This is a genomic window from Bifidobacterium sp. ESL1130 (assembly GCF_058507935.1).
In genome coordinates this window covers 1,539,135-1,552,817 of the sequence record NZ_CP196379.1, presented here as the reverse complement: position 1 = coordinate 1,552,817, position 13,683 = coordinate 1,539,135, and the positions used below count along the sequence as shown (strand labels likewise).

The following is a 13,683-nucleotide window of genomic DNA, read 5'->3' as shown; positions in this document are numbered from 1 at the left end:
TATTGGTCATGCTGCTTTCTGACTCGTTCTCGATTGGCGTGCTGATGTGCGGTGCATGCTCGGAGGTCATACGGTGCCTCCGCTCTGCTCACGCCGGCGCAATCTGGCGGAATACCAGTCGTTGAGGATGATGAAAGGCACACTGAGCAGAATGAACAGCAGGCTGGCCACCACATAAGGCGTGTAATTGTATGTGCGAGCCACGGCGATCTGTGCGGCGCGCACTGCGTCCACCACGCCGAGCACGGAGATGAGCCCCACATCCTTTTGCATGGAGATAAAGTCGTTCATGAGCGCCGGCGCCACTTTGCGCAGGGCTTGGGGTATGACGACCAAACGCACTGTCTGAGCGCTGGTCAACCCCAATGATCGGGCAGAGGCACGCTGTGAGGGGTTCACATCTTGGAAACCGGCGCGCAGTACCTCGCCGACGTATGCCGAATAGGACATGACCACGGCTATGGTACCGAGTACGACCGGCGGAATGCGGCCGAAAATATTGAGTCCGGGAATGCCGAAACCGATGAGGTACAGCACCACGAGCATGGGAATGCCGCGCATCACGGTGGTGTAGATGGTCACCAGCGCGCGCAAGGGGAAGAGCACAGCGGCCTTGCTGGTGCGGATGACGGCGATGAGGGTGCCGAAGATGGCCACTCCCACCACAGCGATGGCGAGTACGGCGACGTTGACCCACAAGCCTTTGAGAATGGAGGGGAAGGATTGGACGAAATAGTGCCCGGAGAAGAACGATTCCTTGACGTGCGGCCAGCCGGGGGAGAACCTGAGCGCGATGACGATGACGGCGACGAGCACCAAGGTGCTCACCACGCTCACCGCGGTGGATTGGTAGCGTTGCCGACGCCGGAATTCCCGGCGCTCCAGTTCCACTTCGCTTACGGTGCTCACGCTCATCTCATGGTGAGCCAGCTTGCCCTGCGTAGGTTTTTCCGAAGTGCTCTGCGAAGTCGGCGTGGATCGGTCGGAAACCGATGGTGTGTTATTCATACTGTCTGTCTGGTCCTCAGGGTTGATGGTGGATAAAGGGTAAAGCCCTGTGGGCAGGTTTGCTTGGCACTGCCCACAGCCAAGAGTACTACCTGAGTTCCGGCACGTCGGTGGTGTACTCTTTAAGCCAACGGTCCTGTAGCTTCTGCAGTTCGCCGTCGTTCTTCATCTCGTTCATGGCCTTGGTGACGGTGGGCGTGAGTTTGGAGTCTTTAGGCAAAAGAACACCGATGCCGTTGGGGTCCTGTGAGCCGGGAATCTGACCGATCACCAGGCCGTCCTGCACCTGTTTCGTTTTCACGACATTGACGGCGGTGGGAGTGTCGAACACCACGGCGTCCACTTGGCCGGCACTCATGGCCTGGGCCACGGTCGCATTGTCGTTGAACACCTTGATGTCGTCCTTGATCTTCGACTTGGCGATGTCGAGACTGATGGAACCGACCATGGCGCCGATGGTGGCGTCCTTGAGTTCGCTGATTGATGTGGCTTTGGCAAACTTGGAATCCTTGCGGGTCACCACGCTTTCGGTCATGTTGAAATAACTGGGGGAGAAGTCCACAGCCTGCTTGCGTTCCTTGGTGATGGAGAATTGCTGGACGTTCATATCCCAATCCTTGGCACCCGGGGCAGTGGCCGCGTCGAAGGTGCTGCGTGTCCACTTCACGTCCTCTTTGGCGAAACCGAGACGCTTGGCCAGAGAGTAGACGACGGCGGCCTCGTAGCCGCGCCCGCTTTCGGGCTTGTCGTCAAGCACCCAGGGCGAGTAGGCGGGTTCGCCGGTCGCCACCGTGAGCGTGCCGTGGTTTACGGTCATCTGTTTGACGTCGTTGGGGTCGGATGGTTCGGCTGTGCCGCCGGAGCCGCAGCCGGCTGCCAATGCCAGTATTGCCACAGCGCTGACGGCCGCGATAGCACGTGAGAAATGATGGTTCCAAACACTCATGATGATGCCTCTGCCTAATGGAGAATCGTATATTTCGTTGAGTTGGATAGGATGATGTCACTCGGCTGCGCGAGTCTTCGGACGAGGAACCGCGTTGCCGGAAACACTGCCCATGTTACCCGTACCGTTCTACAGGTCTTGGGAGTACGGGCATCTGCCCATCGGTCTGTCTCTTGTGCGGAGGGGTGAAGCTGGCTCTCTTTGGGATATGACTTTCCATGTTGTGTGGAATCTGGTTTATGCATAAAACAAGCGCGGCCCCACCATCGGTATGGTGAGAGCCGCGCCTGTCTGAGAGTCCGGTGCGCCTGAAAGTCCGGTGTGCCTACTTGAGCATAGGTATGTCAGTGGTGTACTCGGCCAGCCACTGGTTCTGCAACTTGTCCAGCGTACCGTCCTTCTTCAGTGCATTCACGGCTTTGGTAACGGCCGGAGTGAGCTTGGAATCCTTGGACAGCACGAAACCGGTGCCTTCCGGATCGTCAGAACCTGGAATCTGACCCACCACTACGGAATCCTTCACCTGATTCTCCTTAACCACATCCACTGCAGTAGGGGTGTCAAGTACGATCGCGTCGATCTGATTGGAATCCAGCGCCTCGGCCAATGCCGCGTTATCGTTGAAAATCTTGATGTCCTGCTTGATCTTCGACTGGGCGAAGTCCAGGGAAGTGGAACCGACCATGGCTCCAACGGTGGCATTCTTGAATTCGCTCACTGACTTGGCGCTCGCCAGTTTGGAGTCTTTGCGCACCACGATGGACTGCTTGACGTTGTAGTAGCTGGGGGAGAAGTCGACCGCCTGCTTGCGCTCTTTGGTGATGGTGAACTGCTGGATGTTCATGTCCCAGTTCTTGGCGCCGGGGGCCGTGGCCTCATCGAAGGTGGTGCGCACCCACTTTACGTCCGAGTTCTTGAAACCCATCTCCTTGGCTACTGCATAGGAGAGTGCCGCCTCGTAGCCTTTGCCGCTTTCCGGCTTGTCGTCGATTACCCATGGGGCATAGGCGGGCTCTCCGGTGGCGATGGTGAGAGTTCCGGGCGTTGCGGTCATTTGTGTGGGATCCGAGGAATTGGCAGGCGCGCTGGAGGATTCGGAACCACACCCTGAGACCGAGAGTGCGAGTACGGCCGCTGCCAATGCCGACGCTGTGTTGCGTAGAATATGTTTGCCATTGAACATGCTCATGTGATTGTCCCTTAACCTTGCCGTGCCCATGATGATTCGACTGCACACGCGTACCTGCGCGGAGCCGGAAGCTCCACCATTCTATGGTTACCACCCTACTGGCGCATTGCCGGTTTTGGGTTGGAACGGTGGTGTGAATGGGTACGAATAGAGGCCTTGCCTGGTGATGTCTGCGGCTCCAAACGAGCAGTGGGTTTGGGTGTGACATGCATTACCATAGAGCTATGAGTACTCCTACTGTTGCTGTGCAATGTGCGATTCCTGAGGAATCCGCAAAAATCGTCGAATCTCTGCAAGATGCCACCACTGAGACCATCCATCACAACGTAGTGACGACCGGCATGTATGCCGGCAAGCATGTGGTGGTGGTCATGGGAGGCATGGGGATGGCCAACTCGGCTGCCGCTGCCCAATTCATCATCGACCGCTACGACCCGCAGGCTCTGATTTTCAGCGGTATCGCCGGTTCCATCAACCCTGGTTTAGACATTGCGGATGTGGTAGTGGCGCGTGAGCAGCACTATGCGGAAAGCAACATGGAAGTCATCGCCGATTGCGAGCCGTTCCTCAAATTCTTCCCCTCGGACCCTGCACTGGTCGCCGATGCCGAACGCGCCGCGCAGGAGCTTGGGCTCAACCGTGTGGCCTCACAGGCCGAACTGCGCGAGCAAGGCAGTGCAATGGCTGGAACGCTGGCCTTGGACGTCCACGTGAGTGCCGACCATCAGCCCAGTTATGTGGTAGGCAACCTCTCTACCAGCGATCGGTTCAACACCGATCCGGATGTATTGCGTGAGCTGATAGCGCGCTTCGATGCCGAAGGCGAAGCCATGGAAGAGGCTTCGGCAGGTCAGGTGTGCGCTCGTTGCGATGTGCCGTTCCTGTGCATTCGTGGCATCAGCAACCCGTGCGGCGATTCCTACAGTGACCTGAACACCCAGCAGCGCAGCATGCAGCGTGCGGCCGACGCCGCCGCCGACGTTACCTTGGGTACACTGCGCCAGATGGCAGAACGTCTCTGAACGCTCTGTTGATCACAAAATAAATATGTGGCGATGTGCGCCAGACGTACCGGAGCACATCGCCACCATTGTGTTTTCGTACCATTACGTTCTTGCGCGTGCCGCACACAGACATGGCGGCGGATTGCGCGCAATGAGGCTATTCGAGTGTGAACCCGTCGAAGGAGAAGCCGGGACTCACCACGCATGAGACGATGGCGTCTCCGGTGCCCGGAACAGTGCGCTGCCAGTAGCCCTTGGGAATCACATACTGTCCCACCGGTTCCTGACTGGGAGCTGCGGCAGTATTGCCGTTCTTCGCGTCGTCGGCATCGGCCAAGCCCTGGCCAAGCGTAACGCGGGTAATATGTTCAGGATCGCTGGTCGGGGCTTCGCCGTCACCGCCCAGTTCCAGCGCGACGGTAGCTGGGCCGTGCCACAGCCAAATCTCGTCCGCATCGACTTTATGCCAGGCACTTGCATCCCCTTGTGCCAGCAGGAAGTAAATGAGTGAGGCCAAGGGGCGGCCTGCATCCTCACCATCCTGGGTGCCTTGCGAGGCCTGCCGGCTCAGCCAAGTCTGCTTGTACCATCCACCTTCCGGGTGTGGCTCGAGGTCGAGGGTGCGCACCGCGCTGCGAGCATAGTCGCTCATATCTTCCAAGGGGATGCTGTTGGCCATATTGACACTCCTACATGAATAATGAATCGGGCGGTGCCGCTGTGGCAACACAGCTTACGGCACACGGACGGACGTTGCCGTCACATTCATTGTAATGGGCGGGTGTCACCGTGTCGGCGGTACCATGCCGGCGGTTTACAGTCCCATGGCGTCCAACGCGTCGCGCAGTGAAGCGACCTCCACCACTTCCAAGCCGGGCACTGCCTTCAACGTGCGCTGACGACCGCGGGTTACCGGGACCACGGCCTTGGTGTACCCCAAACGTGCAGCCTCGTTCAACCGGTGTGCCAGCTGGGGGACGGGGCGTACCTGTCCGGTCAGTGATATCTCGCCGATCGCACACGTGGCGCGGTCGATCGGGCGAGCCTTTGACGCGCTCGCCAATGCAGACACGATGGCCAAGTCGCACGCAGGTTCTTTGGCCAAACCACCGGCGATGGTGGAGACATACAGATCGTTGGCGAGCAGATTGACCTTGCCGTGGCGGTAGAGAACAGCCGAAAGCATGGCAAGACGGTTCTGATCGATGCCGTTGGTGTTGCGTCTGGGGGTGGGGAGCACCGATTTGGTGACCAACGCCTGCACCTCGATGGGCAGGCTGCGGTGACCGTCGAGTGTGAATGTTACGCACGTGCCCTCCACCGGAGCATCATCGGTGGAAAGGAAGAGGCCGGAAGGGTCGGTGACCTCTTCGATGCCCTCGCCCGACATATCGAAACAGCCCACCTCGTCGGTCGGGCCAAAGCGGTTTTTGCTCGCGTGCAGCAGGCGCAGTGCCGTCTGGCTGTCGCCCTCGAACTGGCAGACCACATCCACCAGATGCTCCAACGTGCGCGGTCCGGCGATGGTGCCGTCCTTGGTCACGTGCCCCACCAACATGACCGGGACGCCGATCGTTTTGGCGGTGTCGATGAGTGCGCTTGCCACCTCACGTACCTGAGTGGAGCCGCCGGAGATGCCATCAACATCTTGGGAGACGATGGTTTGCGCCGAATCCACAATGGCCAAGCTCGGCTTATGCTGCTCGATGAGCGCCAAGGCCGTGGACAGGTCGGTGGTGGCGGCCATGAGCAGGTTCGGTTCCAGAGCAGCGATGCGTGAGGCACGCATGCGCACTTGTGCTTGGGACTCCTCTCCGGAAATATAGAGCACCGGTTGCCCGGGTTTGGAACGGGCGATGTTGCCTGCGGTTTCGAGCAGCAGCGTTGATTTGCCGATGCCGGGTTCGCCTGCTACCAGTACCACCGAACCGGCTACGATGCCACCGCCCAGCACACGGTCGAACTCGGAAAATCCGGTGGACGTGCGCTGCTCGGCGTCGGCGCTGATGCCGGTGATCGGCATGGCCGCTGCGGCGCCGGCCAGTGGTGCGACACCAGCCTGTGTGCGCGAGGTGCGGCCCTGAGCGGCGGTGCGTTTTGCGGCTGCCGGTCGTGCTTCGTGAAACTCCTCAACCGTGCCCCATTGCCCGCATTCAGGGCAGCGCCCGTACCATTTTGCCCCATTCCACCCGCATTCGGAACAGACGTATTGCGTTGTGCTTTTTGCCATGGTTCCGACGCTAGCCGTGCCGGCCGACCCGGTCAAGTCGAACTGGCGAATATGTGGATTTGTGGATTTGTGGATTTGTGAATAAGTAATGATGTTGTGGACTATGAGGACTATGCGGATGTGCGGCCTGTGTGAATCATGACGTTGTGAATCGTGTGGACTGTGGGGTAAGGATGTTTGGAGACCAAGGCTGTGGATAAGTAGATTATGCTGTTTGCACAGCAAAGATGTGGATATGTGGACACGATGTTGAAATAGCGTCGGTTTGACTTCAAGTACTTGAAGTTTTTAGTCTGTTCATATTGCTTCATAGCATAGCACTTCAACAATTAAGGAGCACCCGTGCCTATCACCGAATCCACCAACCCCAGCCCATTCCCGCTCGGCGACTCCAACGACGCCTACGCCCAGTACTTCACCGGCCAAAGCTACTTGGCACCGCTGGGCGGAGACGAGCATGTGGGCGTAAGCAACGTTACCTTCGAACCCGGGTGCATCAACCACTGGCATGCGCACCACGGTGCGGCACAAATCCTTCTTGCCGTGGGCGGAGTGGGCTACTGCCAGCTGGAAGGCGAACCTGTACGGCGCATGGAGCCTGGCGACGTAGTGGTCGTTCCCGCAGATACCAAACACTGGCACGGAGCCAGCCCCAACAGTCCTTTCGCTCACATTGCGGTAATGGCCGCGGGCGCATCAACCGACTGGCTCGAACCGGTAGATGAGCATGAATATGCAAAGCTGGCCTAGCATGAACGACGAGCATAACACTCGACGCCAATGGCATTCCATCAAAGAAGCGTCGCTGTATTGTGGGCTGCCCGAAAGCACGCTGCGCTACTACGAGCAGATCGGCATCGTATCTGGCATTGCACGAGACCCCTCTTCGGGACATCGCGCGTACAGCGATGACGATCTTGCAGCGCTCACCACCGTGGCTTGTCTCAATGCCACCGGCATGCCTCTGGCAGACATGCGGGCATATATGGCCAACCGGGAGGACGGGCAGGTTGGCGCTCGCGCCGAGATGGATCTGCTGGAGCGGCAATGCGACCGGTTGGATGAGGAACGAGAATTTCTCAAGGCAAGGCGTGAATACGTTTCGCTAAAAATCGAATACTGGAGAGCAGTGGATGCCGGCGATGACGAAGCGGCGAAGTGTATCGGCTCTCGTGCGTCGGAACTTGCGGCACAGTTGAGCCAGCGGGCGGCGAAGAGGGCGAACGCCGGCGCTTGAAAGACTCCGTGAAGCGTCAGCCCGCTATGAAACAATGAGGTCTATGACGAGCAATCACAAGTCTTCCTCCCACCGCAAACTCATTGTTGTGGTGGCGTGCGCCGCCGTTGTGGTGGTGTTGGCGCTGCTGTCCGCATTCGTGTGGCCCGGGTGGGCGTTGAATAAGAACGTTCAGCCGGTGGCTCCTGAGCAAAGCGCATCCGCTCCCACCACCCCTTCCATCAAAGCGAAGGAGCTGCCGAAGGGGTCCACGGAATTGCTCAAGTCCATGCCCGATAGCGTGCTTAATTTTGCGCGCGTTGAGGTCTCTCCGAGTGATGGGTGGAAAGCATCCACGCCTTTGGAGGAATATGCCATGACTTATTCGACCGGTAAAAAGGCCGATGATGTTGAGGTTCGCGTGGCCCAGTGGCCAAGCGATGACAAGGCCAAGAAGCAGTATGAGACGCTCTCCAAAGGTCTGTCCGGTGTAGATGTGGCTTCGGGGGATGTGAAGGTTTCCGGCAATGTCACTGGTGCGTATGTGGTCAAGGAGACATCGGGCAAGAATGATGGTGCGGCATCGAGTGATGCGTCTGGTGCTGGCGATGAGAAGAAAGACGGCAGCGCTGATGCCAAGGTGAAGAGCCACAGTGGCGCCACCACGGCCGTGTGGCGCAACGACACAGTGGTGTTCGAGGCCACGGGCTCAAAGGATTCGGTGCTGCGTTTCTACCAGAAGTTCCCGTTGTAGGCGGGAGTTTCTGGTTGTGGGCGGAACTCGCGCTGCAGACGGAAAGCTTGCACGGGTGGAGGTTCGCGCAGTAGGTGCAGTAGTGTGGCGGTGTTGCAGGTGGGAAGCTCGCGTTGCAGGAGGGGAGTTTGCGTTGTAGGAGGGGAGTTTGCGTTGTAGGCGAAAGCTCGCTTTGTAGTCGGGAAGCTTGCGTTGCAAGTGGAGGTTCGCGCAAGTAGGTGCTGTGTGGCTGTGCTGCAGGAACAATGCGCGGTGAGCTCGCAGTGGATGGCGTGCACAGTGGGCAGCGTGAAAGTCGGCTTCTTTGTGTATAGTAGGGAAAGTTGCAATCGTATAGTCTAGGAATGGAGGCTTCAGATGGGTTCCGTCATCAAGAAGCGCCGCAAGCGGATGAGCAAGAAGAAGCACCGCAAAATGCTGCGTAAGACTCGTCACCAGCGCAAGTAGCGACGGTCTGCGGTATCCTAGCGATACGCAAGGAGTAAAGGCTCGAACCTTCTGGGTTCGGGCCTTTTTGTATGTTCGAGGTCTGCGCCGCAGATTCAGAATTAACGAGGGGTCACAATCGGAATTGGGACCCCTCGAAAGTATGAGGACAGAACAAGAAACTGCCCTATCAGTTGGGAATCATTTCCGTAATAAGAAGTGTTATCGCCGCCTCAACAATCGGAAATGCTGATAGACATTCATCAACTGACAAACCTCACTATACCTGATACGCTTGAACTTGTCGAACGTCCTTCCTGATAGCTGGGCAATCGACCGGTCGACAATCGTCGACGTGACACTGGTCACGCCGCGATGGTGTGATCATAAATGAAAGGCACGGTTGTGCGTAACAAGAATGAGGGGCCTAGTTCGGGTTCGTTAGTTGAGTTGATGATGGTGTTGGCGGTTGTACTGGCCGCTAAAGTGCATCCTGGTGTTGCTGATGTAGTGATACTGGCGCTGTGCTGGTTTGCCATAAGAGGCGGTGACAGCGAGTTGAAGTAGGGGAGCTGCTGCAGGTATTGAGAAGTATGCTCCTGTGGCTCATGTTTCTGCCCGTCCTGCACTTTGTGGGGCGGGCCTCCTCATGTGTGGATGCGGTACTGCTGAGGAAGACTATCGTATCTGTGCGTATGGTAATGGCGTGATTTGTTCGCTGTCGAGCATTGAGTAAGTGAATCGTATCCAACGCGTAGCGGTGCTGCTATGCTGCAGAACCGTCGGTGAAGTGGGGTTAGTGTCGGTTTTGTTGCGTGCTGGTGCTGAGCCGCGGCGGAACCGACGGTGAAGTGCGGTTAGCGTCGGTTGTGTTGCGTGGTGGTGTTGTTGCGCAGCGGGACCGACGGTGAAATAGATTCAGCGTCGGTTTTGGTGCGCAGGCGTATTGTTGTGCGGCGGAACCGTCGTTGAAGTGGTGGCAGTGTCGGTTGTGTTGCGTGGCGGTGTCAGTGCGCTGCGGAACCGTCGGTGAAATAGATTTGGTGACGGTTCTGGTGCGTTGGGTTGTGTGGGGTGGATGGTGACAGCTGTGGAGTTGTGCCATCCACCCTGTGTTCCGTCGTCTGCTGGTGAGAGAGGTTGTGGCTGGCGACGGAAGTCTGGCGGGTTTGGTTGTTGGTTGTTGGTGGAAGTGTGAGGGGTGGTTGGTGTGGGCAGGGTTGCCGTGCCCACACCAGCCACCCCCTTTGTGGCCGTCGTCTACCGTGTTGAGAGAGAGTTGTGGTGGCGACGGAGTATTGAGGAGACCGCGACAAGTACGACAGCGGTTACTAGTCCGGTGAGTGTGATTGTGGTTGTGTTGGTGGTGGTTCCGGTGAAGGGGAGTGCTTTGATGGTGGGTATGTAGGTGATGGTGATTTCGGTGGTGCGGTTGGTGAGTTGCGGGTCGGTGGGACTGGTTGGGTTGGTTGGGTCTGGTATGGGGTTGCCGTCGGTGTGGAGGGTGGACTGCGCTTGGGTGGTGAGCGTTTGTGTGGTCCATCCGTCGAGGTGTGGGCTGTTTGCTTGTGGGTAGTAGCCGGTGGTTTTGGTGGTGCCGTCATCGGTGTTTGTTGTGGTCCAGTTGGTGTATGTGGTGGTTCCGGTGACCGGGTTGGTGGTTTTGGTGCGGGTCCAGGTGATGGTGTCCACTTGGTCTGGTGCTGCTTGGGTGTGGTCGTTGTGTTGGTAGTGGATGGTGCGTGTTTGTGTTTTGGACTGGGTTTCGGTGATGAGTTTTGAGCAGTTGATCCAGTAGTCCGAATGTCCTGGTTGGTAGGTGGTGTTGATGGTGCAGGTGGTGTCGTTGCATGATAGGCCTGGGCTTGCTGGTTGGGCATAATAGCCTGCTGGTATACGTGCGGTCAATGTGGCGTTCAAGGGGTCGTCTTGGTATCCGTTGAAGGTTTGTTGCATGCTGGTGTTTTCGGTTCCGTTGATGTTCCAGTGGATGGTGGCGTTGGCTGCTGCTTTGTGGTAGGTGATGGTGGTGATGGCGTTGGTGGCGTTCATCAGGTTGTTGCCGTAGACGGGTGTGCCGGCACTGTTGACGGGGTTGGGGATGGTGACCATGCGTGTGGTGGGGTTGTAGGTGCCGTTGGTGACGGTGATGTCGTATCCGGGGATGTTGGGTGCGTAGACTTGGTTGTAGGAGGGTTGCACACTGGCGTTGGTTGGGTAGTTGCCGTTGAGTTGGTACACTGCACCCGTAGCCGCAGGACAAGTAACAGTGTATAAAGCATCAGCTGTTTGATCTGGTGTCACCGTTATCACTCCGTTTCCCATGTCTGTGCCGCCTCCTGCATTTGAGAGTGTGAGTTTGGCTGGCCCTACGTAGTATGGGGTGTTGGCGAAGTTGGTTCCGCTGATATTTGCACCGTAGTAGCATTTTGTGGTATAGGATTTGGAAGTGTCGACTTTGTAACCTCTCTTGACGTACGCGAAAGCTTTCGCTTGCGTGAATGCTACGTTGGTGAGGGTGATGTTCTGTGAAGTGTCGCCTTGTGTGGCGGTGCCGTTGGAGTATCTGAATTGCGTGGTGCTGTAGGCATGGTAAACGCATGCACTAACTATGGTTTTTGTTCCTTGATAATGCGGGTCTTTTGGTGGTTTTCCTGCTGGTAAACCGTCAACCGTAGCTGTGTAATATCTACTGTCTGTTGTAGCAACAGCACATGAACCGTCGCCTTGTGCGGATATGCCGGGCAGGGTGGCATCCGGTTGCGATTCTGCTTGAGCAAGTGTCGATGAAGCATCAGCGTCTGCGTTGGCGTCTGTACTGTTTTGACTGGTATTGGAAGAATCTAGAAGTGGTGTGCTGGAAGTTAGAGGTTCAGACTCGCTGGGGGGGGGGTGATATTTAATGCTTCTGCCGAGCTTGCGGAAGCGGCAGGTGAAGTTGCGGTGGTGCTATCTGCAGAGTCGGCACTTGTGCTGGAAACTGACGACGCGTAGGCGGTGATGCCTCCGGCAAGGGATGCAACCGCTACCATTATGGTGACAACAGCGGCAAGAGTATGGCCTTGGCGCGAATTCGTCACACCGTGGCTTATGGGAGACATAGCAATCTCTCTTTCTGTGTCCAAACACCACAACGACACATTGTCGAGTCCTTCATTGATGCAGGCATGTCAGCAAAGTGCTGCATACATGCACATATTTCTATAGTTTATTACAGCTCTGTGACATCGGTAACAAGCGTTCTGGCGGTAAGGTCAAGTGCCGTGACATGAATGCGCTGTTGCGCCCGTTCGCCCTTGCCGACAGCGTAAATGGTGGTTGCAGCCGGGCTGTGGGAGAATGGCCATATGACACAAATTACATTGGATGGCAATCCCACGCAAACCGTTGGCACGCTCCCCGAGGTAGGCTCCGCTGCCCCTGCGTTCACCCTGACCGACAAAGACCTCAACGACTTCGATTCCGCCAGCCTTGCCGGCAAGAAGATCGTGCTCAACATCTTCCCCTCCATCGACACTGACGTGTGCTCCATGTCGGTGCGCAACTTCAACAAGGTTGCCGAAGAATTCGACGACGTGACCGTGCTCTGCGTCTCCAAGGATCTGCCGTTCGCCACCGCTCGCTTCTGCGGTGCCGAAGGCATCGACGGGGTCATCGCCGGTTCGGCCTTCCGTTCCACGTTTGGCGAAGATTACGGCATCACCATTGCCGATGGTTCCATGCGTGGCCTGCTGTCGCGCTGCGTGGTGCTCATCAACTCCGATGGCACCGTGGCCTACACCCAGCAGGTTCCCGAAATCGGTACCGAACCTGATTACGCTGCTGCGCGCGAGGCCATCGCCAAACTCAAGTAGGTTTTCTGCGAGTAGCTCGGCAACAGCTACTCACGCGATAGCATGCAAAAGTCCGGCACGCATCCCTATAACTTCGGATGTATGCCGGACTTGAGTTATTGCTGCCATCGCTGCCGGCCGTCCCTCCTAGAGCGGTGATATCGGCCGGTGCGAGGCTGAGCGTGCGGTATTACTTATTGCTGTTCTGCATGACACGCGGGCCGTTGGGGTTGCCCACAATCACCGTGTCCACCATGTGCAGGAACAAGCCGTGCTCCACCACACCCACGGTGTTGATAAGATCTTCGGCCAACGCTTCCGGCTGGTCGATGCGTTCCAAGTGCAAATCCACCACGAAATTGTTCTCGTCGGTACGTACCTCTTTGCCGTCGTCATCCAGCCGCAGCACTGGCTTGTAACCCTTTTCTTCGAACAGCTTCACCACGTGGCCTGCGCCAAAGGGGATCACCTCGACCGGAAGGGGGAATGCTCCGATGGTGTCCACCACTTTCGACTCGTCCACGATCCACACGATCTTGTCGGAGTTCGTGGCCACGATCTTCTCCCACAGCAAGGCTGCACCGCCACCCTTGATGCCGTTGAAATTGCTGTCCACCTCGTCAGCGCCATCGATGGTGACGTCGATATGATCCACGTCGTCAATATCTACGATCTTGATGCCGTAGCCTTCTGCCTGCTCCTGTGTGCGGCGGGAAGTGGTGACACCGGTGAACTGCAAACCTTCCTCCTGTGTGCGGCGGCCGAGTTCGTCCACCAGGAATTTCACGGTCGATCCGGTGCCGAGGCCGACGGTCATGCCGTTCTCCACGATCTTTGCCGCTTCGATGCCTGCGGCCTGCTTGAGCCGGTCCTGTTCTGCCTTGTCCATCATGCTCCTTACTGCTGTCGAGGCCAATCCTGGCCTTCGATGTGAGGTATCTCTCTCGTATACTACCGGTTTTGTGGTACTTTGCCGTCGCGTGATGTCGGCGCGTATATCCGGCGCATACCGTCATAATCTATGGAAACTACGGCGAACGGTAGAGCAATTTTTCGGACATTGTCACATATTCGCGC

General features: G+C 57.4%; 14 protein-coding genes. 7 read left to right on the top strand and 7 right to left on the bottom strand.

Annotated features, from left to right (window positions below; genetic code table 11):
• Window positions 1–66 precede the first annotated feature (66 nt).
• The 3 genes from ACSYSO_RS06095 to ACSYSO_RS06085 all read right to left on the bottom strand — a co-directional run bounded on the left by ACSYSO_RS06095 (window position 67) and on the right by ACSYSO_RS06085 (window position 3,143).
• A complete protein-coding gene (locus ACSYSO_RS06095; RefSeq protein ID WP_489799994.1) occupies window positions 67–915 on the bottom strand; it encodes an amino acid ABC transporter permease in 849 nt (282 codons plus the stop codon).
• A gap of 181 nt (window positions 916–1,096) precedes the next feature.
• A complete protein-coding gene (locus ACSYSO_RS06090; protein ID WP_491701692.1) occupies window positions 1,097–1,954 on the bottom strand; it encodes an ABC transporter substrate-binding protein in 858 nt (285 codons plus the stop codon).
• 325 nt (window positions 1,955–2,279) lie between these two features.
• Window positions 2,280–3,143 (bottom strand): ABC transporter substrate-binding protein, encoded by an 864-nt coding sequence (locus ACSYSO_RS06085; RefSeq protein WP_491701691.1) that lies wholly within the window; start codon window positions 3,141–3,143, stop codon window positions 2,280–2,282.
• 224 nt (window positions 3,144–3,367) lie between these two features.
• Between ACSYSO_RS06085 and ACSYSO_RS06080 the strand changes: the two genes are divergently transcribed.
• Window positions 3,368–4,165 (top strand): 5'-methylthioadenosine/S-adenosylhomocysteine nucleosidase, encoded by a 798-nt coding sequence (locus ACSYSO_RS06080; protein WP_491701690.1) that lies wholly within the window; start codon window positions 3,368–3,370, stop codon window positions 4,163–4,165.
• A gap of 139 nt (window positions 4,166–4,304) precedes the next feature.
• Here ACSYSO_RS06080 and ACSYSO_RS06075 read toward each other — a convergent pair whose 3' ends face one another.
• Together ACSYSO_RS06075 and radA are read right to left on the bottom strand one after the other, a co-directional pair.
• Window positions 4,305–4,826: a cupin domain-containing protein gene (locus tag ACSYSO_RS06075; protein ID WP_491701689.1), complete on the bottom strand. Its 522-nt coding sequence runs from the start codon at window positions 4,824–4,826 to the stop codon at window positions 4,305–4,307.
• Window positions 4,827–4,961: 135 nt separating this feature from the next.
• Window positions 4,962–6,377 carry a DNA repair protein RadA gene (gene radA, locus ACSYSO_RS06070; RefSeq protein ID WP_491701688.1) on the bottom strand — a complete coding sequence of 472 codons (1,416 nt, stop codon included), beginning with the start codon at window positions 6,375–6,377 and terminating at the stop codon, window positions 4,962–4,964.
• 342 nt (window positions 6,378–6,719) lie between these two features.
• Between radA and ACSYSO_RS06065 the strand changes: the two genes are divergently transcribed.
• The 5 genes from ACSYSO_RS06065 (at window position 6,720) to ACSYSO_RS06045 (ending at window position 9,340) form a co-directional block, all read left to right on the top strand.
• Window positions 6,720–7,127, top strand: a complete 408-nt coding sequence (locus ACSYSO_RS06065) for a cupin domain-containing protein (RefSeq protein ID WP_491701687.1) — start codon at window positions 6,720–6,722, stop codon at window positions 7,125–7,127.
• A gap of 1 nt (window position 7,128) precedes the next feature.
• Window positions 7,129–7,614, top strand: a complete 486-nt coding sequence (locus tag ACSYSO_RS06060) for a MerR family transcriptional regulator (protein WP_491701686.1) — start codon at window positions 7,129–7,131, stop codon at window positions 7,612–7,614.
• A gap of 43 nt (window positions 7,615–7,657) precedes the next feature.
• The gene (locus ACSYSO_RS06055) at window positions 7,658–8,347 is read left to right on the top strand and encodes a hypothetical protein (RefSeq protein WP_489799977.1); all 690 of its coding nucleotides are present in this window, start codon (window positions 7,658–7,660) and stop codon (window positions 8,345–8,347) included.
• 357 nt (window positions 8,348–8,704) lie between these two features.
• Entirely contained in the window at window positions 8,705–8,794 is a 90-nt protein-coding gene (locus tag ACSYSO_RS06050; RefSeq protein WP_003817716.1) for a 30S ribosomal protein bS22, read from the top strand.
• A gap of 369 nt (window positions 8,795–9,163) precedes the next feature.
• Complete coding sequence (locus tag ACSYSO_RS06045; RefSeq protein ID WP_491701685.1) at window positions 9,164–9,340, top strand: hypothetical protein; 177 nt, start codon at window positions 9,164–9,166, stop codon at window positions 9,338–9,340.
• A 693-nt stretch (window positions 9,341–10,033) separates the two neighbouring features.
• On the opposite strand, the gene ACSYSO_RS06040 is transcribed toward ACSYSO_RS06045, so the two are convergent.
• A complete protein-coding gene (locus ACSYSO_RS06040; protein ID WP_491701684.1) occupies window positions 10,034–11,014 on the bottom strand; it encodes a mucin-binding protein in 981 nt (326 codons plus the stop codon).
• A gap of 1,106 nt (window positions 11,015–12,120) precedes the next feature.
• Between ACSYSO_RS06040 and tpx the strand changes: the two genes are divergently transcribed.
• Window positions 12,121–12,627 (top strand): thiol peroxidase, encoded by a 507-nt coding sequence (gene tpx, locus ACSYSO_RS06035; protein WP_489760692.1) that lies wholly within the window; start codon window positions 12,121–12,123, stop codon window positions 12,625–12,627.
• A 169-nt stretch (window positions 12,628–12,796) separates the two neighbouring features.
• On the opposite strand, the gene rpiA is transcribed toward tpx, so the two are convergent.
• Window positions 12,797–13,495 (bottom strand): ribose-5-phosphate isomerase RpiA, encoded by a 699-nt coding sequence (rpiA, locus tag ACSYSO_RS06030; protein ID WP_489760707.1) that lies wholly within the window; start codon window positions 13,493–13,495, stop codon window positions 12,797–12,799.
• Between the last annotated feature and the right edge of the window lie 188 nt (window positions 13,496–13,683).